General features: G+C 73.1%; 16 protein-coding genes. 2 read left to right on the forward strand and 14 right to left on the reverse strand.

Annotated features, from left to right (window positions below; all coding sequences use genetic code 11):
- The first annotated feature begins 33 nt into the window (after nt 1-33).
- Nucleotides 34-720, forward strand: coding sequence for a class I SAM-dependent methyltransferase (locus M3673_RS06180; RefSeq protein ID WP_251532588.1), 687 nt, complete (start codon nt 34-36; stop codon nt 718-720).
- On the opposite strand, the gene M3673_RS06185 is transcribed toward M3673_RS06180, so the two are convergent.
- On the reverse strand, nt 654-1,214 hold the full coding sequence (locus tag M3673_RS06185) for a GNAT family N-acetyltransferase (protein WP_251532589.1): 561 nt from the start codon (nt 1,212-1,214) through the stop codon (nt 654-656). The genes M3673_RS06180 and M3673_RS06185 overlap by 67 nt on opposite strands.
- A gap of 124 nt (nt 1,215-1,338) precedes the next feature.
- Between M3673_RS06185 and serC the strand changes: the two genes are divergently transcribed.
- Nucleotides 1,339-2,460, forward strand: a complete 1,122-nt coding sequence (serC, locus tag M3673_RS06190) for a phosphoserine transaminase (RefSeq protein ID WP_251532590.1) — start codon at nt 1,339-1,341, stop codon at nt 2,458-2,460.
- 10 nt (nt 2,461-2,470) lie between these two features.
- Here serC and M3673_RS06195 read toward each other — a convergent pair whose 3' ends face one another.
- The 13 genes from M3673_RS06195 to rpoB form a co-directional block, all read right to left on the reverse strand.
- Nucleotides 2,471-2,968: a macro domain-containing protein gene (locus M3673_RS06195; protein WP_056864763.1), complete on the reverse strand. Its 498-nt coding sequence runs from the start codon at nt 2,966-2,968 to the stop codon at nt 2,471-2,473.
- 65 nt (nt 2,969-3,033) lie between these two features.
- Nucleotides 3,034-4,038 (reverse strand): DNA topoisomerase IB, encoded by a 1,005-nt coding sequence (locus M3673_RS06200; RefSeq protein WP_056864764.1) that lies wholly within the window; start codon nt 4,036-4,038, stop codon nt 3,034-3,036.
- Between the two features lie 40 nt (nt 4,039-4,078).
- On the reverse strand, nt 4,079-5,107 hold the full coding sequence (locus tag M3673_RS06205; protein WP_251532591.1) for a hypothetical protein: 1,029 nt from the start codon (nt 5,105-5,107) through the stop codon (nt 4,079-4,081).
- Nucleotides 5,100-6,332 carry an SAM-dependent methyltransferase gene (locus M3673_RS06210; protein WP_251532592.1) on the reverse strand — a complete coding sequence of 411 codons (1,233 nt, stop codon included), beginning with the start codon at nt 6,330-6,332 and terminating at the stop codon, nt 5,100-5,102. The genes M3673_RS06205 and M3673_RS06210 overlap by 8 nt, the downstream gene beginning before the upstream one ends.
- A gap of 82 nt (nt 6,333-6,414) precedes the next feature.
- Nucleotides 6,415-9,300 (reverse strand): FAD-binding and (Fe-S)-binding domain-containing protein, encoded by a 2,886-nt coding sequence (locus M3673_RS06215; protein ID WP_251532788.1) that lies wholly within the window; start codon nt 9,298-9,300, stop codon nt 6,415-6,417.
- 2 nt (nt 9,301-9,302) lie between these two features.
- Nucleotides 9,303-10,565 (reverse strand): hydroxyacid-oxoacid transhydrogenase, encoded by a 1,263-nt coding sequence (locus M3673_RS06220; RefSeq protein ID WP_056864767.1) that lies wholly within the window; start codon nt 10,563-10,565, stop codon nt 9,303-9,305.
- Nucleotides 10,566-10,737: 172 nt separating this feature from the next.
- Nucleotides 10,738-11,619 (reverse strand): NUDIX domain-containing protein, encoded by an 882-nt coding sequence (locus tag M3673_RS06225; RefSeq protein WP_285838983.1) that lies wholly within the window; start codon nt 11,617-11,619, stop codon nt 10,738-10,740.
- A gap of 4 nt (nt 11,620-11,623) precedes the next feature.
- Complete coding sequence (locus M3673_RS06235; protein ID WP_251532593.1) at nt 11,624-12,433, reverse strand: lysophospholipid acyltransferase family protein; 810 nt, start codon at nt 12,431-12,433, stop codon at nt 11,624-11,626.
- 17 nt (nt 12,434-12,450) lie between these two features.
- Nucleotides 12,451-13,701 carry a geranylgeranyl reductase family protein gene (locus tag M3673_RS06240; RefSeq protein WP_056864770.1) on the reverse strand — a complete coding sequence of 417 codons (1,251 nt, stop codon included), beginning with the start codon at nt 13,699-13,701 and terminating at the stop codon, nt 12,451-12,453.
- Nucleotides 13,702-13,779: 78 nt separating this feature from the next.
- Nucleotides 13,780-13,995 (reverse strand): hypothetical protein, encoded by a 216-nt coding sequence (locus M3673_RS06245; RefSeq protein ID WP_228942315.1) that lies wholly within the window; start codon nt 13,993-13,995, stop codon nt 13,780-13,782.
- A 38-nt stretch (nt 13,996-14,033) separates the two neighbouring features.
- On the reverse strand, nt 14,034-14,555 hold the full coding sequence (locus M3673_RS06250; protein ID WP_251532594.1) for a DUF4232 domain-containing protein: 522 nt from the start codon (nt 14,553-14,555) through the stop codon (nt 14,034-14,036).
- Nucleotides 14,556-14,708: 153 nt separating this feature from the next.
- Nucleotides 14,709-18,590: a DNA-directed RNA polymerase subunit beta' gene (locus M3673_RS06255; protein WP_056864773.1), complete on the reverse strand. Its 3,882-nt coding sequence runs from the start codon at nt 18,588-18,590 to the stop codon at nt 14,709-14,711.
- An 88-nt stretch (nt 18,591-18,678) separates the two neighbouring features.
- Entirely contained in the window at nt 18,679-22,155 is a 3,477-nt protein-coding gene (gene rpoB, locus M3673_RS06260; RefSeq protein WP_228942312.1) for a DNA-directed RNA polymerase subunit beta, read from the reverse strand.
- Nucleotides 22,156-22,168 lie beyond the last annotated feature (13 nt).

Here is a 22,168-nt window from a genome sequence, read left to right on the forward strand (position 1 = left end):
GCGGGTGTCGGTGACCGTCACTACGGTCGCGGCGTGGACGACCTGAGCGGACCGCCCCGATCCGAGCCGGCCGACGACCCCGGGCTGGCCGGGCGCATCGCGGTGTGGGACGCCGAGGCGGCGGCCTACGACGACCCCGCCGACCACGGCCTGCGCGACCCGGCGGTGCGCGCCGCGTGGTCGGCGCTGCTGCTGCCCCTGCTGCCGCCGGCCCCGGCCCGGGTGGCCGAGCTCGGCTGCGGCACCGCCACCCTCAGCGCGCTGCTCGCCCGCGCCGGTCACCGTGTCGACGCCGTCGACTTCTCCCCCGCCATGCTCGAGCGGGCCCGGGCCAAGGTGGCCGGGCTGCCCGGGTCGCCCGTGCGGGTGCTCGCCGGCGACGCCGCCCACCCGCCCCTGACGGCCGACTCCTACGACGTCGTCCTGTGCCGCCACGTGCTGTGGGCCCTGCCCGACCCGGCGGCGGTGCTGCGGCGCTGGACGGCGCTGCTGCGCCCCGGCGGCGTGCTCGTGCTGGTCGAGGGCAGCTGGTCGACCGGAGCCGGCGTCACCGGCGCGGAGTGCGTGGCGCTGGCCGAGGCGGCCGACCTCGAGCCGGCCCACACCCCGCTCGTCGACCCCGCGCTGTGGGGCCGCGAGATCAGCGACGACCGCTACCTCGTGGTGGCGCGCCCGCGCAGGTCGGTGGCGAAGCAGCGCGAGAGCGGCGAGTCGCGATAGTGGCCGAAGCCGGGCACCGGCACGTAGCCCGCCGAGGTGTAGAGCGCGATCGCCTCGGGCTGCAGCGTGCCGGTCTCCAGCACCAGCACCTCCACGCCGGCCTCGGCCGCGGTGGCCTCGAGGTGGGCCAGCATCCGGCGGGCCAGGCCCCGGCGCTGGGCGCGCGGCACGACGTACATCCGCTTGACCTCGGCGGTGACCGCCGATCCCAACACCTCCACCGGGCTGCGGCGCCAGGCGCCGGTGGCGACCGCGTCACCGTCGAGGTAGCCCACGAAGAAGGCGCCCGAGGGCAGCACGAAGACCTCCTGGTCGAAGGGGCTGGCGTCGGGCGAGCCGTAGCGCGCGACGTACTCGGCCTGGACCTCCTCGACCAGCCGCACCGCATCGGGGTGGTCGGCCGGCACGCGCACGACCTCGAGGTCGTGGGGGCTCGCGGTGGGGGTCCCGTCGTGGGTCACGGGCTGGGTCACGGGCTGGGCGGGCTGGGTCACGGGCTCTCCCGAGGGTTGGCGGCGCGAGGGGCCGGGGGTGGCGCGGTGACAGAATAGGACCGGCCGATCCACCGGCCGATCCACCGGGCGGCCCCGGCCGTGCCGCCCTCGACGGAAGAAGCACATGACCCGCTCGCCGCGCATCCCCGACCACCTGCTGCCCGCCGACGGGCGCTTCGGGTCGGGCCCCTCCAAGGTGCAGCAGTCCCACCTCGACGCCCTGGCCGCCACCGGGTCCACGCTCATGGGCACCTCGCACCGCCAGGCGCCGGTGCGCGGCCTGGTCGGCCGGGTCATGGAGGGCGTCGCAGGTCTCTTCGACCTGCCGGAGGGCTACGAGGTCGTGCTGGGCAACGGCGGGTCCACCGCCTTCTGGGACGTCGCCACCCACGGCCTGCTCACCCGCCGCAGCCAGCACCTGGTCTGCGGGGAGTTCTCCTCCAAGTTCGCCACGGCCGCCACGGCCGCACCCTGGCTCGAGGAGCCGTCGGTGATCTCCTCCGCGCCGGGCTCGCGGCCGGCCCCGGCCGCCGAGGCCGGCGTCGACGCCTACGCCTGGGCCCACAACGAGACCTCGACGGGCGTGATGACCCCGGTGCTGCGACCCGAGGGCACCGACCCGGGGTCGCTGGTGCTCGTCGACGCCACCTCGGGTGCGGGCGGGCTGCCCGTCGACGTCGCCCAGAGCGACGTCTACTACTTCGCGCCCCAGAAGGGGTTCGCCTCCGACGGCGGGCTCTGGGTGGCCCTGATGTCGCCGGCGGCCCTGGCGCGGGCCGAGGAGATCGCGGCGGGCGGGCGCCACGTGCCGGCGTTCCTCGACCTGCCCACCGCGATCAGCAACTCGCGCAAGCAGCAGACCTACAACACCCCCGCCGTCGCCACGCTCTTCCTCATGGCCGAGCAGCTGGACTGGATGCACGCCCGGGGCGGGCTCGACGCCATGGTCGCGCGCACCACGGAGTCCTCGGGCGCGCTCTACGCCTGGGCCGAGGCCTCGTCCTACGCCACGCCGTTCGTCGCCGACCCCGACCACCGCTCGCTGGTCGTCGGCACGATCGACCTCGACGAGGCCGTCGACGCCCCCGCGGTGATCGCGACGCTGCGCGAGCACGGCGTGGTCGACGTCGACCCCTACCGCAGCCTGGGCCGCAACCAGCTGCGCGTGGCGATGTTCCCCGCGATCGACCCCGACGACGTGCGCGCCCTCACCGCCTGCGTCGACTGGGTCGTCGAGCACTCCTGAGCAGACGCGCCTAGCGGCCCAGCACCGAGCGCACGTCGACGTAGGCCGTGCGGCCGAAGGCGACGATGGTGGCCGTCTCCACCTGAGTGGGGGTCGCGCGCAGGGTCTCGATCGCCGCGGCCACGGCGTCGGCGCGGGGCCAGCCGTAGACCCCGGCGCTGACCAGCGGGAAGGCCATCGTGCGCACCCCGAGCTCGTCGGCGACCTCGAGCGCACGGCGGTAGCAGGACTCGAGAAGCCCGCGGTCGGTCTGGCCCGCCGCGTGGTCGGGACCCACGACGTGGATGACCCAGCGGGCGGGCAGGTCGCCGGCGGTGGTCCAGCCGGCGTCGCCGGTGGCCAGCCCGTCGGGGAAGCGCGCGACGCAGTCGGCGAGCACCGCGGGCCCGCCGACGCGGTGGATGGCGCCGTCGACGCCTCCCCCGCCGCGCATCGCGGTGTTGGCGGCGTTGACGACCGCGTCGACGCGCTGGGTGGTGAGGTCGCCCTCGACGACGTTGAGCTGCATGGTGCTCCGTCCTGCCGCCCCGGTAGCCGGGACGGTCGACCAGGAGCGGCCCCCCGACGGGGGGCTCAGCTCTCCTTGATCAACCTCAGGGTCGCACGCTCCAGGGCGGCCTGCCGCACGTCGGGGCTGTCGTGGTGGCGCCGGGTGGTGCCGACGATGGTGCGGCCGTCCTCGTAGGCCTCGATCACGCGGGGGTCGACGTAGGAGGAGCGCGCCAGCGTGGGGGTGTTGCCGAGGAAGGAGGAGACCTCCTTCATCGCCCCCGACACCGCCCGCTTCTGCGAGGCCCGGGTCTCCCCATGCTCGGGGGTCTCGGCCAGGGCGGCCGCGGCCAGCACGGTCGCGTGCCAGGTGCGGAAGTCCTTGGCCGTGGCCTCGATCCCCGTCGAGGAGCGGACGTACTCGTTGACCAGCTCCGGCAGCACCGAGCGCCACGAGCGCCCGGTGCGGTAGGACAGCAGCCGCAGGTCCTCGCCGCGGCGGCGCCGCATCACCTCGATCGCCTCGATGACCACGGCGTCGTCGATGCGGATCTCGTGGGAGACCCCCGACTTGCCCACGAAGGTGAACACCAGCTGCTCCTGGCGCCGTCGCACGTGCCGACGCTCGAGGGTGGTGAGCCCGAAGCTGCCGTTGGTGTCGGCGTAGACGTCGTTGCCGATGCGGAAGTAGCCCAGGTCGATCAGCCGGACGGCGGCGGCGCACGCGCGCTCCAGCGGCATGCCCTCGCGGCCGAGGTCGGCCACCACCAGCTCGCGGGCCCGGGTCAGGGCCTTCCCGAACTCCAGCATCCGGTCGAACTTCTCCGCGTCGCGCCGGGTGCGCCACTCGGGGTGGTAGAGGTACTGCCGGCGCCCGGCCTCGTCGGTGCCGACCGCCTGCAGGTGGCCGTTGGCGTGGGGGGTGACCCAGACGTCCTGCCACGCCGGCGGGATCACCAGGTCGCGCACCCGCTGGGCGTCGTCGGCCGGCAGCCGGTCGCCGGCCGCGTCGAGGTAGCTGAAGCCGCTGCCCGCGCGGCGACGCGTCCACCCCGGCTGGTCGGGTGAGGTGCGGCGCAGGCGGACCATGGCCCGAGACTAGGAGCGCCCCCGCGCCCGCGGCTCACCCTCAGCGGCGACGGCGCAGCAGCACCACGAGCCCCACCAGCAGGCCCAGCACCGCCAGCGCGCCCCCGAGCATCCAGCCGGTGAGCAGGGTCAGCTCCGCGGTGTCGGTCACGGTGACGAGGTCGGGGTCGCGCCCGGCCTCCCGCCCGGCGCGGTCGGCCTGGTCGCCGCGGTCGGCCCGGTCGGCGACGGTGCCGTCGACGACGGCCCGCACGTCCGCGGGCAGGTCGAGCTCCAGCACCTCGGCGTACTGCCCCTCGCTGGAGAGCAGCACCCGCCCGTCCTCGTCGACCGCGATCCCCTCGCCCTGCTGCTGCGTGGGCAGGTCGAGGTCGGCGACCTCCTCCATCGAGGGCCAGGCGTAGACGACCGCGCCGCCGTAGCCGCGCACCACGAGGTGGCGCCCGTCGGGGAAGAAGGCGCCGTCGGTGGCGATCGACAGCACCGAGCCGACCGGCTCGAGCCGGTTGGGGGCGTCGGGCGAGAGCCGCGCCGGGGCGCGGTAGAGCGTGCCGCCCAGGAAGGCCTTGGAGGCCACCAGCAGCCGCCCGCTGCGCGGCTCCACCAGCAGCGTCTCGGCGTCCTGCCCGCCGTCGGGGTAGACCAGCTCGTACGTCGTGCCCGCGGCCCCCAGCGCGCCCCGGCCCACGGCCACGCGGGTCACCGACACCGAGGTCCGCTCGCCGGGGTTGTCGCCGATGTCGCCGACCCAGACCTCGCCGGGTCGCGCGCCGGGCCCGTCGGCGGGGGCGAGCGCCTCGACGTCGACGGGGTCCTGGCTCCAGGTGGTGACCCCCACGGTGCGGCCCGTGGCGGGGTCGACGGCGAAGACGCGCCCGGTGTCGCCGGAGTCGTTGGTGGTGAGCACGAGCCCGTCGCGGGCGACCAGGCCGCTCGACTCCACGACGGCGGGGTCGCGGAAGGCGAAGGCGACCTCGGCGTCGGGTCCGCCCGGCCCGACCCCGAGGCCCACGGCGAAGGGCAGCGCGACCGCTGCGGCGAGCAGGCCGTCGATCACGCGCTCACGCACCGGCCCGGTCGGCCTCGAGCAGCTCGGCGAGGCGGGGCCGGACGCCCCAGGCGCCCACGAGCTCGTCGTACTCCTCGCGCGCCTCGGGGGCCTCGCCCCCGGTGCGCACGGCGCGCAGCATGGTGTTGCGCGGGGTGTGCTGGCTCTCCACGAACTGCACGACGTCGACGCGGTAGCCGCGCTGGCGCAGCAGCGAGGCGCGCAGGCCGTCGGTGAGGGTGTCGGCGAGGCGCTCGCGCAGGATGCCGTGGCGGGTGAGCATGGCCCAGGGCGCCGGGGTGGGCAGGCGTCGCAGCTGGGCGGCGACGTCGTGGTGGCAGCAGGGCGCGGCGAGCACCAGCGGCGCCTCCCAGCCCACGGCCCGCGCCAGCGCCTCGTCGGTGGCGGTGTCGCAGGCGTGCAGCGCCAACACCACGTCGGGCGGCTGCGGGAGCTCGACGTCGGCGATCGAGCCGACCACGAACTCCGCGTCGACGCCGAGGCGGGCGGCCACGGCGCTGTTGTGCTCGCGCGACTGCTCCTTGACGTCGGCCCCCGTGACGACCACCGGCAGGCCGCGGGTGGCGGTGAGGAAGCGCTGGGCGGCGAAGGTGAGATAGGCGTTGCCGCAGCCGAGGTCGACGATCCGCAGCGGGTCCTCGGGCGTCGGCCGGCGCAGGTGACCCTTGGACCGGGCCTCGGTGATCGAGGCGTCGAGCAGCCGGAGGAACTCCTCGACCTGGCGGTACTTCGCCTGTCGGGTGGGCTTGAGCCGGCCCTGGGCGTCGGTCAGGCCGAGCTCGCGGAAGACGGGGTCGTCCTCGGCCAGCAGCCGGGGCTTGTCGCGGTCGTGGGCGCGGTCGACCGCGACGGCCTCGTCACGGCGCGCGGTGTGCACGACGGCGTCGAGCTTCTTGGTCACCCGCAGCTGCACCGTCTCGGTCGTGGTCTCGACGTGCCAGTTGCCGAAGGGCAGCGCCAGCAGCGCGTCGAGGGCGTCGGCGGCGTCAGCTCCGGTGAGGGCGTGGTTGGAGGTGTGGGCCTGCGTGGCGTCGTACGCCGTGACCTGCAGGTGGGGCCCGGCCTTAAGGTCGACGTGGCGCAGCTCGAGGCGCCGCCACCGCGGCGGCTCCTGGCCCTTGCGCCGGCCCGACGCGACCGCGCGCACGAGCCGCTCGGGGTCGAGCAAGGGCGCCCGCAGGCGCGCGAGCGCCTCCTCCAGGGCCCCTCCCGTCGCGCCGCTCACCGGTCGAGGACCGAGGTCACGACCACGATGAGCAGCAGCGCGGCGAGGGCGACCGGGATGATCCAGCGGCGCTGGCGGGGGCTCACGCGCGGTCCCCGCGGGCGCCGGCCGGCAGCCGGGAGGCCCACAGCTCGGCCAGGTGCATCGTCGGCACGTCGGCGAGGTCGTCGAGCTGGACCCGGCACGACATGCCGTCGGCGAGCACGACGGCGTCGGGGTGCGAGCGCACCGCCGGCAGCAGGTGGGTCTCCGCCACGGCCACCGACACCTCGTAGTGGCCCTTCTCCATGCCGAAGTTGCCGGCCAGGCCGCAGCAGCCCGACACCTTCGTCACCGAGGCCCCGGCCCGCTCCAGCAGGGAGCGGTCGGCCTCCCAGCCGAGCACGGCGTGCTGGTGGCAGTGGGGCTGGGCCACGACCTCGACGCCCGTGAGGTCGGGCAGCGGCAGGTCGAGGCGGGTGGCGAGCTCGGCGAAGGTCAGCACCCCGGCGGCGACCTCCGCGGCCCGCGGGTCGGCGGTCAGCTCGGTCGCGTCGCTGCGCAGCGTGGCCAGGCACGACGGCTCGAGCCCGACGACCGGCACCCCGGAGGCGACGTACGGCGCGAGCGTGGCCACCGTGCGCTCCATGATCGCCCGGGCCTTGTCGAGCTGACCCGTGGTGATCCAGGTCAGCGCGCAGCAGGCGTCGTCGGAGATCACCCGCACCCGCAGCCCGGCGGCCTCCAGCACCTCGATGGCCGCGAGGCCGCTGCGCGGGAAGAAGTGGTCGGTGAAGGAGTCGGCCCACACCCACACGTCGGGCGCCCGGTCGCCGCCGCGGCCCCTGGTCGTGCGGCGCAGCGTCTTCGGGGCGAAGGCCGGGATCGAGCGGCGCTGGTCGATGCCGGCGCTCGCCCGCGCGGCGCTGGCGACGGGGCGCAGGCGCATCATCGCGTTGGCCACCGGCGCCACGGGCGCGGCGAGGGCGGCCCAGCGCGGCAGCCGACCGAGCAGGTAGTGGCTGCGCGGGCGGCGGGCGGTCGCGTCGGGACCGTCGTACTTCTGGTGGAGCGCCTCGGCCTTGTAGGTCGCCATGTCGACCCCGGTCGGGCAGTCCGACGCGCAGCCCTTGCAGGCCAGGCACAGGTCGAGGGCCTCGGAGACCGCAGGGTCGCCCAGGCCGCCGACCAGGGAGCCGTCGACGGCCTCCTGGAGCACGCGTGCGCGGCCGCGGGTGGAGTCCTTCTCGTCGCGGGTGGCCTGCCACGAGGGACACATCACGCCGGTCGCCGAGGGCGCCACGCACTTGCCGACGCCGGTGCAGCGGTGCACGGCGTCACCGAAGGACCCGCCGTCGTGGGCCAGCCGCAGCAGCGGGCGCACCCCCGCGCGCGGCCGGGCCGGGCGCAGGGAGGCGTCGAAGGGGTCGGGGTCGACCAGCACGCCCGGGTTGAGCAGGCCGTCGGGGTCGCAGACGGCCTTGGCCGCGCGGAAGAGCCGCAGCGACTCCTCGTCGTACATGTGGGTCAGCAGCTCCGAGCGGGCGCGGCCGTCGCCGTGCTCGCCCGAGAGCGAGCCGCCGTGCTTTGACAGCTCGCGGGCGCAGTCCTCCACGAAGGCCCGGAAGCGGCGCGGGCCGGCGGCGGCGTCGCTCTCGCGGTCGGTGAAGTCGAAGTCGATGCGCACGTGCACGCAGCCGTCGCCGAAGTGGCCGTAGGGCACGCCCTGCAGGCCGTGCTCGAGCAGCAGCGCGTCGAAGTCGCGCAGCCACGCCCCGAGCCGGTCGGGGGGCACGGCCGCGTCCTCCCAGCCCGAGAGGGCCTGACGCTGTGTGCTCCGCGCGGCGAGGCCGGCTCCGTCCTCGCGGATCCGCCACAGCGCGGCGGCCTCGCGGGGGTCGGTGACCAGGCGGTGGTCGAGGGCCCCGGAGACCGCGACCAGCGGCGCGACCAGACCCGGGTCGGTGACCTCGACGAAGAGCCAGCCTGCCCCGCGGGGCAGGTCGGGCACGGCGCCGCGGGCGCGCACCAGGTCGACGATGCGAGCGTCGATGCCCTCGCAGGCGACGAGCCCGGCGCCCGCGGTCTCCATGCCGGCGGGGCTGTCGACGGGGGTGCCGGCGGCGGCCAGCAGGGCCGGCACGGCGTCGGCGGCCTCGACCATCGAGGGGTAGCCGAGCACGACCAGCTGGCGCGAGGTCTCGTCCACGACCAGCCGCACGGTGGCGTCGAGCACCAGGCCCAGGGTGCCCTCCGAGCCGGTGAGGAACCGGTCGAGGCGGCGACCGTTCTCCGGCAGCAGCTGCTCCATGGCGTAGCCGCTGACCTGGCGGGTGAACCGGCCGAAGGAGGTGCGCACGTGCTCGAGGCTGGCGTCGGTGATCGCGGCCAGGCCGTCGGCCACCGCACCGCCGCCGCCCGACCAGACCTCGCCGGTGCCGAAGGCGACCCGCAGCGACTCGACGTTGTCGGAGGTGCGGCCGTAGCCCAGGGCGCGCGAGCCGCAGGCGTTGTTGCCGATCATGCCGCCGATGGTGCAGCGGGTGTGGGTGGAGGGGTCGGGGCCGAAGCGCAGTCCCTGGGCCTGGGCCTGCTTCTGCAGCGTCGCGTGCACCACGCCGGGCTCGACGCGCGCCGTGCGGGCCTCGGCGTCGATCTCCAGCACGCGGCCGAGGTGGCGGGAGGTGTCGACGACGATGCCGGGACCGACCGCGTTGCCGGCGATCGAGGTGCCGGCACCGCGCATCGTCAGCGGGGTGCCGCTCGCCCGGGCGACGTCGAGCACGGCGAGCAGCTCGTCGGTGTGGCGCGGCCGGGCCACCACCTGGGGCAGCACGCGGTAGAGCGAGGCGTCGGTGGAGTAGAGCGCCCGGGTCAGCACCGAGTCGTCGACGTCGGTGACGCCCCGGCGGCGCAGCTCGCCGAGCAGGTCGCCCACCCCTGCGCCCCCGGAGGTGCTGTCGGGGCCGGCGTGGTCGGGGAGGTGCAGGGTCACCAGTGCTCCATCGAGCCGCGGAACACCGCGGCCAGGTCGTCGGGGGTCGCCTCGCGCGGCGCGGTCGCGAGCAGGCGCTGCTGCTGCAGGGCTCCGCCCACGAGGTCGTCGACGTCGCCGTCGCCGTAGCCGACCTCGGCCAGGCCGCTGGGCAGGCCGATGTCGCGCATCAGGGTCGAGATGACGTCGGGCAGGACGTCGGGGCCGGTGCCGGTGGCCGAGGGGTCGAGCAGGCGGGCGGCGGCCAGGTGGCGCTCGGGCGCGGCCTCGTAGGTGAACCGGAAGGCCTCGGGCGCGGTGAGCGAGACGGCCATGCCGTGCGGCACCATCGCCTCGTCCTGGGGGTAGCCGGCGGGGCGGTAGTCGCGCACGCGCCCGGCGATCGGGTAGGCGTTGGCGTGGGGGATGTGCACGCCGGCGTTGCCGAAGCCCAGCCCGGCGAAGGTCGCGGCCATCGCCATCTGCTCGCGCGCCAGCTGGTCGGTGCCGTCGGCCACCGCGGCGCGGAAGGAGCCCGCCAGCAGGCCCATCGCGCGCTCCGACCACAGGTCGGCGATCGGGTTGGCGCCGCAGTAGGGCACCCGCTGCTCGGGGCGCTTGGCGTCGAAGTCGGCGTACCACTTCGCGGTGTAGCTCTCCAGGGCGTGGCACAGGATGTCCATGCCCGAGGCGGCCGTGACCATCGACGGCTGGCCCAGCGTGAGCTGCGGGTCCACCACGGCCAGGGTGGGGCGCAGGGCGGGGTGGCTGATGCCGGTCTTGACGTGGAGGCTCAGGACGTCGAGCACGCAGATGGTGGTGCTCTCGCTGCCGGTGCCGGTGGTGGTCGGCACCGCGACGAGCGGCAGCAGCCGGTTGACCGGGGCGAGCGCCTTGCCGACGGGGGCGTTGATGTAGTCCATCAGCTCGCCGGGGTTGGTGGTGAGCAGGTTGACCGCCTTGGCGGTGTCGATCGACGACCCGCCCCCCACGGCCACGACGGCGTCGAAGGGCCCGGCGTCGCGCGCGAAGTCGATCGCCAGCTGCAGCGACTCGTCGGTGGGCTCGACGTGGGCCTGGTCGAAGACGACGACCTCGATGCCGCTCGCCCGGACCTGCTCGGCGATGCGCTGGGGGTGGCCGGTGGCCGCGAGGCCGGGGTCGGTCACCAGGATCACGCGACGCGCGCCGAAGCCGGCGAGGTCGTGGCCGACCTCGGCCGAGGACCCGCTGCCGAACTTCAGGGCCGGTGCGGCGTAGGTGAAGATGGTCTCGCTCAAGGTGTGCCTCCTGGGTCCAGGCCACGATATCCGCCGGGTCCCACCAGGCCGGCACCGTCTCGGCCGTCCGCGCCGTGGAGCGCCTCAGCGGCGGGTCAGCGGCGGGTCAGCGGCGGGTCAGCGGCGGGTCAGCGGCGGGTCAGCGGCGGGTCAGCGGCGGGTCAGCGGCGGGTCAGCGGCGGGTGAGCGCGGCGCGCACGACCTCGAGCACGTCGACCGCTCCGGCCTCGACCTCGGCGACGTCGACCCAGGCCACGGCGTCGGTGGTGCCGTCGGCCTCCACGACCCGCGGCGCGACGTCGGGGTCCACCTCGGCCCGGAAGACCAGGTGCACGCCGTGGAAGTCCTCGTGGCGCCCCGAGGGCGCGGTGCCGGCGAGGTGCACGTCGTCGACGGCCACCACGTCGCCGACCACGCCCACGAGCCCGCACTCCTCGGCCAGCTCGCGGCGCACGGCGTCGCGCGGGGCCTCGCCGTGGTCGACGCCGCCGCCCGGCAGGGTCCAGCAGCCGGCGTGGTGCCCGCGCGCGGAGATCCGGGTCAGCAGCACCTGGGCGCCGCCGGCGCGGGTGACCAGCGCGTAGGCGCCGACCCGCTGCCGTCGGGCGGGGGTGTGGTCGACGAGGGCCTCGCGCACCAGCGCGCTGACCCGCACCCGTCCCGAGCGCACCGCCGCGAGGGGGTGCCAGGCGGCGTCGACGGTCGTGCCGTCGACCTCGACCACGCGCGGGGCCGGTGCGTCGCGCGGCACCCAGCCCTCGTAGACGATGCGGAGCGACCAGGAGTCGACCCGGCGCCCGCCCCGGCGGTCGCGGCGCTGGCGCTGGGAGTAGACCCGGGAGGTGTCACCGACCCGCACGTCGAGGCCGGTCTCCTCGTGCACCTCGCGCACGACCGCGTCACGGGGGTCCTCGCCGTGCTCCAGACCCCCGCCGGGCAGCGTCCAGAGCTCGGAGCGGCTCAGGCGCGGCGCGAGGCGGCTGAGCAGGACCTGCTCGTCGCGCACGACCACGGCGTAGGCCGCGACCCGTTGCGTGCGCGGCAGACCCCCCATGTCCTCACCGTAGCCGCGCGCGGCCCCCGGGCTCCGTGCCGGGCCCCCAGGTGGGCGCGAGCGCCGCGCGGGGCACCGAGTCCCAGGCCCGCGCCGCCTCCCGGTCGGGCGCGGCGCCGCCGAGGTGGGCCGGGTGCCACACGGCACGCTCGCCGGGCCGCGGCCGGTGCTCGGGGCGCTGCTGGAGGTCCTCCAGCAGCCCGGTCAGCACGTGGCCGAGCCGCCGGGTCGTCGTGACCAGGTCGTCCTCCGGCGCCACCCTCATCGGCTCGCCGAAGGACACGTCCACCACCCGCCCCCGGCGCAGGCTCGGCGCGGGCTTGCGCCCGTCGACCGGCAGGCCCACCGACCACATCCGCTGCGTGCCCCACACGGCCACCGGCACCAGTGGCGCCCCGGTCTCGCGGGCCAGGGCGGGCAGGCCGCGCATCAGGGAGCGCACGGTGTAGGACCACGAGATGCCGGCCTCGGGGAAGCCGCACACCACCTCCCCCGCGCGCAGCAGCCGGCGGGCCTGCAGGTACGCCGCCGCCGGCGCCTCCCGGTCGACGGGCACGTGGCCCATGGCCGTCATGGGAGCCGCGACCGGGCTGTGCCAGATGTCGTGGCGGCACAGGAAGCGCACGTGGCGCCCCTGCTCGAGCCCGGCCTTGCCGACGAAGAGGAAGTCGGGGTAGCCCACGTGCACGCTGGCCATCACGGCCGGGCCGGTGCGAGGCAGGTGCTCGGCGCCGCGGACGCGGGTGGTGACGTCGAGGGCGCGCAGGGCCACCCGGCCCAGCGCGATCGTCAGGTCGTAGGTGCGATCCCCCACCGCCGGCTCCCGACGGCTCAGGAGAAGGGCGGACGGTGGTCGACCGCCAGCGAGCGCCGCCCGGCCCAGCGCCACACGCGCGCGGCCCGGTCGCGGTCGTCGTCGGTGACCAGGTTGCCCATCCAGCGCAGCGCCAGCGTCATCAGCCAGTCCGAGCGCATGCCCGCCGGCCCGAGCGTCGGCAGCAGCCGGGGCACCGTGACCAGTCCGGCCAGGCGCCGGGCGATGGAGAAGGACTCGCCGTAGTGCTCGCGCAGCAGCGCCGGCCAGCCGGCGGCGAGGTCGCCGCCGTCGGCGATCATCTCCGCCACGAGGCGACCGGTCTCCAGGCCGTAGTCGATGCCCTCGCCGTTGAGCGGGTTGACGCAGCCCGCGGCGTCACCGATCAGCGCCCAGTTGGGGCCGGCCACGTGGCTCACCGCGCCGCCCATGGGCAGCAGCGCCGAGGTCGGGGCGCGCAGGTCGCCGTCGAGGTCGAACTCCTCGCGGCGCTGCTCGGCGTAGAAGGCCATGAGGGGCTTCACGGCGATGTCGGCCGGCCGCTTGGCCGTGGCGAGCGTGCCGACGCCGAGGTTCACCTGGCCGCCGCCGAGCGGGAAGATCCAGCCGTAGCCGGACAGGATCGCCCCGTCCTCGCCGCGCAGCTCGAGGTGGGAGCTGATCCAGGGGTCCTCCGAGCGCGAGGAGTCGACGTAGGACCGCCCGGCGACGCCGTAGACGGTCTCGCGGTGCCACTCGCGGCCCAGGACCTTGCCCAGCGGCGAGCGCACGCCGTCGGCGACCACGAGGTGGCGGCAGCGCACCTCGAAGCGCTCGCGGCTGCCGTCGCCGCGGCGCTCGAAGACGACGGCGGCGACCCGGTCACCCTCACGCCGCACGTCGACCGCGCGGACGCCGTCGAGGGCCGAGGCGCCCCAGGAGACCGCGGTGGTGCGCAGGTGGTCGTCGAGCTCGGTGCGCGGCACCGCGCTGCCCCAGTCGGGCAGGGTGCCGCCGGGCCAGGGCAGGTGGAGGGTCTGGCCGAAGCCGTGGGCGCGCAGGCCCCGGCTGGTGACCCGCTCGCGCAGCCAGGGCTCCAGGCCCAGGCGCTGCAGCTCGCCGACCGCACGCGGGGTCAGGCCGTCGCCGCAGGTCTTGTCGCGCGGGAAGGTCGCCGCATCGGTGAGGAGGACGTCGAGGCCGGCACGCGCGGCCCAGGCCGCCGCGGCGGACCCCGCCGGCCCTGCGCCGACCACGAGGACGTCGGTCTCGACCGGAGTGGTGCTCACGCCCCGATTCTCGCAGGCGGGTGGGCACCGGGCCACGCCGCCTCGACCCGCTGCGGGGTCGGGGTGGCGTGCGCGGGCTCAGGTGTCCTGCTCCTCCACCGGCGGGAACACCGCGGGGGCCTCGTCGTAGCCCTCGGCGTCGGTGAACATCGCCTTCTCGGCGTCGAACTCCCGGTCGGTGTTGTCGACCTCGGCGTTCTCCGGGCGGTGGTCGGGGTCGAGGCGCTCGTCGCGCTCGGCGGCCACCTCCTCGGGGCTCGCCTCGGCGGTCGGCTCGTCGTGGGGCTGGCTCATGGGGCCATCGCCTCACGCGCCCTGCTGCGTGTCAACCGTCACGGTCGACGGAAGGAGCGGTGCGACAGCAGGTGCACCTCGTCGTCGCGGCACCCGGTGGTGGCGTGCTCGACGAACTGCGACCGGGTCGCGTCGGGCACGTAGACCCGGAAGCCGTCGACCGCGGTGGGGCGGCACTCCTTGCGCGGGAAGTTCGCGGCGTCGAGCTCGTCGACCCGGCTCACCACCCGCTGACCGGGTCGCAGGGTCACCGCGGGAGCGGCCTCGCCCGTGCGGTCGGCGGCCGCGCCCACCTGCGTGCCGTCACCTCCGCCGACGTACGACAGACCGCCGAAGCCGCCGACGCGGCAGCTGCGGTCGGAGGTGTTGGTGAGCCGGATCCGGCCGTAGGTGTGACCGGCCGCGCCCTCCCCGCCGCGGTAGGACGCGGTGAGGTCGGCGTTGCCGCACGTGCGCACCGCCGGTGCGGGGGACGCGCCGGCGGGTCCGGCGAGGACGACCGTGCCGGCGGCGAGAGCCGCGGCGAGGACGAGCCGGAACGAGCTGCGGGGGGTTGTCATGGTGCCTCCTTCGACAGTGGGTGACCTTCACCCACTGACATGGGACGCCCCGAGGTGCGGGCTGGTTGGCGCAGGAGCCTGAGAAGACGCGAAGAACCCCCGCCGCCCGGGTGGGCGACGGGGGTCCGTCGGTGGTGCGGGACTACGCCGGGGTCAGTTCTGGTACGACCCGAAGTCGAAGTCGTCCAGGGCGACGGCCTGGCCGGCTCCGGCGTTGCCGAACTCGTAGTCGTAGGAGTCGTAGCCGGTGACGGAGTACGCCGCGGCCCGTGCCTCCTCGGTGGGCTCGACCCGGATGTTGCGGTAGCGCTCCAGGCCGGTGCCCGCCGGGATCAGCTTGCCGATGATCACGTTCTCCTTCAGGCCGCGCAGCGAGTCGGAGCGGCCGTGGATCGCGGCGTCGGTGAGCACGCGGGTGGTCTCCTGGAAGGAGGCCGCCGAGAGCCACGACTCGGTCGCGAGCGAGGCCTTGGTGATGCCCATGAGCTCGGGACGACCCGAGGCCGGCTTGCCGCCCTCGGAGACCACGCGACGGTTCTCCTCCTCGAAGAGCACGCGGTCGACCAGGTCGGAGGGCAGCAGGTTGGTGTCGCCCGACTCGATGACCGTGATCCGGCGCAGCATCTGCCGCACGATGATCTCGATGTGCTTGTCGTGGATCGACACGCCCTGGCTGCGGTAGACCTGCTGGACCTCGTCGACGAGGTGCTGCTGGGTGCGACGCACGCCGAGGATGCGCAGCACCTCCTTCGGGTCGGGCGTGCCGAGCGTCAGCATCTGGCCGACCTCGATGTGGTCGCCGTCGCCGACGAGCAGGCGCGAGCGGCGGCTCACGACGTACTCGATGACGTCGGAGCCGTCGTCGGGGGTCACCAGCACCTTGCGCGCCTTGTCGGTCTCCTCGATCTCGACGCGGCCGGCGGCCTCCGAGATCGGGGACAGACCCTTGGGCGAGCGGGCCTCGAAGAGCTCGACCACGCGGGGCAGACCCTGCGTGATGTCGTCGGCCGAGGCCACACCACCGGTGTGGAAGGTGCGCATGGTCAGCTGCGTGCCGGGCTCACCGATCGACTGGGCCGCGATGATGCCGACGGCCTCGCCGATGTCGACGAGCTTGCCGGTCGCCAGCGAGCGGCCGTAGCACTTGGCACAGGTGCCGGTGCGGGCGTCGCAGGTCAGCACGGAGCGGACCTTGACCGACTCGATGCCGGCCTCGACCAGCTCACCGATCTTGACGTCGCCCAGGTCCTCGCCCGCGGTGGCCAGCACCTCGCCGGTCTCCGGGTGGGTGACCTCGGTGGCCGCCGAGCGGGCGTAGGCCGCGGTCTCGGCGTTCTCGTGCTTGACCACGGTGCCGTCGGGACGGCGCTCGCCGATGACCTTGGGCAGACCGCGCTCGGTGCCGCAGTCGTCCTCGCGGATGATGACGTCCTGCGAGACGTCGACCAGACGACGGGTGAGGTAGCCCGAGTCGGCGGTGCGCAGGGCGGTGTCGGCCAGACCCTTGCGGGCACCGTGGGTGGAGATGAAGTACTCCAGCACGGTCAGGCCCTCGCGGAAGTTGGCCTTGATCGGGCGCGGGATGATCTCGCCCTTCGGGTTGGCCACCAGACCACGCATGGCGCCGACCTGACGGATCTGGTTCATGTTTCCGGACGCACCCGAGTCGACCATCATGTAGATGGGGTTCGACTTCGAGAACGCCTTCTCCATGGCGTCTCCGACCTTCTTCGAGGCCTCGGTCCAGATCTCGACGAGCTCCTGACGACGCTCGTCGTCGGTGACCAGACCGCGCTCGAACTGCTTCTGCACCTTGGCGGCCTGCGCCTCGTAGCTCTCGAGGATCTGGAGCTTGTCGGCGGGGGTGGTGACGTCGTCGATCGAGACGGTGACACCCGAGAAGGTCGCCCAGCGGAAGCCGGCGTCCTTCAGCGCGTCGAGCGAGGCGGCCACCTCGACCTTGGTGTAGCGCTCGGCGAGGTCGTTGACGATCGCGCCGAGCTGCTTCTTGCCCACCTCGTAGTTCACGAAGGGGTAGTCGGCGGGCAGCGTGTCGTTGAAGAGGGCGCGACCCAGCGTCGTCTCGACGATGAGCGGCTGACCCTGCTCCCAGCCCTCGGGCAGGGCCTGGTCGGCGGCCGGGACGATGTCGTCGAGGCGGATGCGGACCTTGCTCTGGATCGAGATCTCGCCGCGGTCGAAGGCCATGATCGCCTCGGCCGGGGAGGAGAAGACCCGGCCGTCGCCGACCTGGTCCTCACGGTCGGTCGTCAGGAAGAACAGGCCGATGATCATGTCCTGGGTGGGCATGGTCACCGGACGGCCGTCCGACGGCTTGAGGATGTTGTTGGTCGACAGCATCAGGATCCGGGCCTCGGCCTGGGCCTCGGCCGACAGCGGCAGGTGCACCGCCATCTGGTCGCCGTCGAAGTCGGCGTTGAAGGCCGAGCAGACGAGCGGGTGGATCTGGATGGCCTTGCCCTCGATCAGCTGGGGCTCGAAGGCCTGGATGCCGAGGCGGTGCAGCGTGGGCGCACGGTTCAGCAGCACCGGGTGCTCGGTGATGACCTCCTCGAGCACGTCCCACACGACCGGACGGGCGCGCTCGACCATGCGCTTGGCCGACTTGATGTTCTGCGCGTGCGACAGGTCGACCAGGCGCTTCATCACGAAGGGCTTGAACAGCTCGAGCGCCATCTGCTTGGGCAGACCGCACTGGTGCAGCTTGAGCTGCGGGCCCGAGACGATGACCGAGCGGCCCGAGTAGTCGACGCGCTTGCCGAGCAGGTTCTGACGGAAGCGGCCCTGCTTGCCCTTGAGCATGTCGGACAGCGACTTCAGCGGCCGGTTGCCCGGACCGGTGACGGGACGACCGCGGCGGCCGTTGTCGAACAGCGAGTCGACGGCCTCCTGGAGCATCCGCTTCTCGTTGTTGACGATGATCTCGGGCGCGCCGAGGTCGAGCAGCCGCTTGAGGCGGTTGTTGCGGTTGATGACGCGGCGGTACAGGTCGTTGAGGTCGGAGGTCGCGAAGCGGCCACCGTCGAGCTGCACCATCGGGCGCAGGTCCGGCGGGATCACCGGGACGGCGTCGAGGACCATGCCCTGGGGCTTGTTGCCGGTCTTGCGGAAGGCGTCGACGACCTTGAGGCGCTTGAGCGCCCGGACCTTCTTCTGGCCCTTGCCGTTGGCGATGGTGTCGCGCAGCGACTCCACCTCGGCGGGGATGTCGAAGTCCTGGAGGCGCTTCTGGATCGCCGTGGCGCCCATGTGGCCCTCGAAGTACTTGCCGAACCAGTTCTTCATCTCGCGGTAGAGCATCTCGTCGCCCATCAGGTCCTGGACCTTGAGGGACTTGAAGGTGTTCCACACCTCGTCGAGGCGGTCGATCTCGCGCTGCGCACGGTCGCGCAGCTGCTTCATCTCGCGCTCGGCGCCGTCGCGCACCTTCCGACGGGCGTCGGCCTTGGCGCCCTCGGCCTCGAGCGCGGCGAGGTCCTCCTCGAGCTTCTTGCTGCGGTCCTCCAGCGACTGGTCGCGACGCTTCTCGAGGCGCTCGCGCTCCAGGCCGACCTTGTTCTCCAGCGAGGAGAGGTCGCTGTGGCGGGCCTCCTCGTCGACGGAGGTGATCATGTAGGCCGCGAAGTAGATGACCTTCTCGAGGTCCTTCGGGGCCAGGTCGAGCAGGTAGCCCAGCCGGCTGGGCACGCCCTTGAAGTACCAGATGTGCGTCACGGGAGCGGCCAGCTCGATGTGGCCCATGCGCTCGCGACGCACCTTGGAGCGGGTCACCTCGACGCCGCAGCGCTCGCAGATGATGCCCTTGAAGCGCACGCGCTTGTACTTGCCGCAGTAGCACTCCCAGTCCCGGGTGGGACCGAAGATCTTCTCGCAGAAGAGGCCGTCACGCTCGGGCTTGAGCGTGCGGTAGTTGATGGTCTCCGGCTTCTTGACCTCGCCGTGGCTCCAGGTGCGGATGTCGTCCGCGGTGGCCAGGCCGATCTGAAGCTGGTCGAAGAAGTTCACATCGAGCACGGTGGCTGTTGTCCTTCGTTAGATCTGTGTGAAACGAGTCGTGGACTGGCGGGGGCGGGGCGCCGCTGGGGGCGCCCCGCCGTCACGCTCAGACTTCTTCGACGCTGCTGGGCTCGCGACGCGACAGGTCGATGCCCAGCTCCTCGGCGGCGCGGAAGACGTCCTCCTCCGCGTCGCGCAGCTCGATCGACGAGCCGTCCTGGCTCAGGACCTCGACGTTCAGGCAGAGCGACTGCATCTCCTTGACGAGCACCTTGAACGACTCGGGGATGCCCGAGTCGGGGATGTTCTCGCCCTTGACGATCGCCTCGTAGACCTTGACGCGTCCGGGGACGTCGTCGGACTTGATCGTGAGCAGCTCCTGCAGGGCGTAGGCGGCGCCGTAGGCCTCCATCGCCCAGACCTCCATCTCGCCGAACCGCTGGCCGCCGAACTGGGCCTTACCGCCCAGGGGCTGCTGCGTGATCATCGAGTAGGGGCCGGTGCTGCGCGCGTGGATCTTGTCGTCCACGAGGTGGTGCAGCTTGAGGATGTACATGTAGCCGACCGAGACCGGGTCGGGGAACGGCTCGCCGGAGCGGCCGTCGAACAGGTCAGCCTTGCCGGTCTCGTCGATCATCCGCACGCCGTCGCGGTTGGGGATGGTCGCACCGAGCAGGCCGGTGATCTCGTCCTCCCGCGCACCGTCGAAGACCGGGGTCGCGACCTTGGAGTTCGCGGCGGCCTTGTCGGCGTGGATCTTGATCAGGCGCTGCTTCCAGTCGGCGTCGTTCTTGTCGTCCGACAGGTCGAGGTCCCAGCCCTGCTTGGCCAGCCAGCCGAGGTGGAGCTCGAGGATCTGGCCGATGTTCATGCGTCGCGGCACACCCAGCGGGTTGAGCACGACGTCGACGGGGGTGCCGTCCTCCATGAACGGCATGTCCTCGATCGGCAGGATCTTGGCGATGACGCCCTTGTTGCCGTGACGACCGGCGAGCTTGTCGCCCACCGAGATCTTGCGCTTCTGGGCGACGTAGACGCGGACCAGCTGGTTGACGCCCGGGGGCAGCTCGTCGCCGTCCTCGCGGTCGAAGACACGGACGCCGATGACCGTGCCGGACTCACCGTGGGGCACCTTCATCGAGGTGTCGCGCACCTCGCGCGCCTTCTCGCCGAAGATCGCGCGCAGCAGGCGCTCCTCGGGGGTCAGCTCGGTCTCGCCCTTCGGGGTCACCTTGCCGACGAGGATGTCGCCGGTCTGCACCTCGGCGCCGATGCGGATGATCCCGCGCTCGTCGAGGTCGGCCAGCATCTCCTCGGAGACGTTGGGGATGTCGCGGGTGATCTCCTCGGGGCCCAGCTTGGTGTCGCGGGCGTCGACCTCGTGCTCCTCGATGTGGATCGAGGTGAGGACGTCCTCCTGCACCAGGCGCTGGCTGAGGATGATCGCGTCCTCGTAGTTGTGGCCCTGCCACGGCATGAAGGCGACGAGCAGGTTGGTGCCCAGCGCCATCTCCGCGTCGTCTGTGCAGGGGCCGTCGGCGATGGGGCTGCCGACCTCGAGGCGGTCGCCCTCGGCGACCAGCGGGCGCTGGTTGATGCAGGTGCCCTGGTTGGAGCGGCGGAACTTCGCCAGCTTGTAGCTGGAGTAGGTGCCGTCGTCGTTCATGGTCTCGATCAGGTCGGCCGAGACCGACGAGACGACACCGGCGGCGGTCGCGGTGACGACGTCACCGGCGTCGACGGCGGCGCGGAACTCGATGCCCGTGCCGACGAAGGGCGAGTCGCTCTTGATGAGCGGCACGGCCTGGCGCTGCATGTTGGCGCCCATGAGCGCGCGGTTGGCGTCGTCGTGCTCGAGGAACGGGATCAGTGCGGTCGCGACCGACACCATCTGGCGCGGCGAGACGTCCATGTAGTCGACCTCGTCGGCCAGGATCTCCGAGACCTCGCCGTCGCGCTGGCGCACCAGCACGCGCTCCTCGACGAACTTCCCGGCGTCGTCCATGGCCGCGTTGGCCTGGGCGATGACGAAGCGGTCCTCGTCGTCGGCGGTGAGGTAGTCGATCTGGTCGGTGACGGTGCCGTCGACGACCTTGCGGTAGGGCGTCTCCACGAAGCCGAACGGGTTGATCCGGCCGTAGGAGGCCAGCGAGCCGATCAGACCGATGTTGGGACCCTCAGGGGTCTCGATCGGGCACATGCGACCGTAGTGCGACGGGTGGACGTCGCGGACCTCCATGCCGGCGCGGTCACGGGACAGACCACCGGGACCCAGCGCGGAGAGGCGACGCTTGTGCGTCAGGCCCGCGATCGGGTTGGTCTGGTCCATGAACTGGCTCAGCTGCGAGGTGCCGAAGAACTCCTTCAGCGCCGCGACGACGGGGCGGATGTTGATCAGCGACTGCGGGGTGATGGCCTCGACGTCCTGGGTCGTCATCCGCTCGCGCACGACCCGCTCCATGCGCGCCAGGCCGGTGCGGAGCTGGTTCTGGATCAGCTCGCCCACGGTGCGCATGCGGCGGTTGCCGAAGTGGTCGATGTCGTCGGGGGAGATCGGGAGCTCGCCCTGGGGCGTCTCCAGCTGCTCCTGGCCGTCGTGCAGCGCGACGATGTACTTGATCGCGGCGACGATGTCCTCGACGGTCAGCGTCTGCTGGTCGAACGCCTGCGTCAGCCCCAGCTTCTTGTTGATCTTGTAGCGACCGACCTTGGCCAGGTCGTAGCGCTTGGGGTTGAAGTAGTAGTTGTTCAGCAGCGTCTGGGCGGCCTCGCGCGTCGGCGGCTCGCCCGGGCGCAGCTTGCGGTAGATGTCGAGCAGCGCGTCGTCCTGGCCCTGGGTGTTGTCCTTCTCCAGGGTCAGCATCATCGACTCGTACTGCCCGAACTCCTCGCGGATCTGCTCGTTGGTGTAGCCGAGCGCCTTGAGGAGCACCGTGACGTTCTGCTTGCGCTTGCGGTCGAGGCGCACGCCGACCATGTCGCGCTTGTCGATCTCGAACTCCAGCCACGCGCCGCGGCTCGGGATCATCTTGGAGGTGTAGATGTCCTTGTCGGACGTCTTGTCGGCCGAGCGCTCGAAGTACACGCCCGGCGAGCGGACGAGCTGGCTGACGACGACACGCTCGGTGCCGTTGATGATGAACGTGCCCTTGTCGGTCATCAGGGGGAAGTCGCCCATGAAGACCGTCTGGCCCTTGATCTCACCGGTGTCGTTGTTGGTGAACTCGGCGGAGACGTAGAGCGGTGCGGAGTAGGTGAAGTCCTTCTCCTTGCACTCGTCGACGGTGTACTTGGGGTCGTAGAAGACCGGGTTCTCGAACGAGAGCGACATGGTCTCGGAGAAGTCCTCGATCGGCGAGATCTCCTCGAAGATCTCCTGCAGACCGGACTTGCTGGAGACGTCCTCGCCCTCGGAGCGGCGACGCTCGACGACGGCGTCCCACTTCTCGTTGCCGACGAGCCAGTCGAAGCTGTCGGTCTGGAGGGAGAGGAGCTGCGGCACCTCGAGCGGTTCGGTGATCTTCGCGAACGAGATGCGGGACTTGCTTGCGACGGAGGAGGCAGTGGTGCTGCGCGCGGCCAAGAGGGAGTCCTTC

The organism is Nocardioides sp. P86 (genome assembly GCF_023712465.1).
GTDB lineage: Bacteria > Actinomycetota > Actinomycetes > Propionibacteriales > Nocardioidaceae > Nocardioides > Nocardioides kribbensis.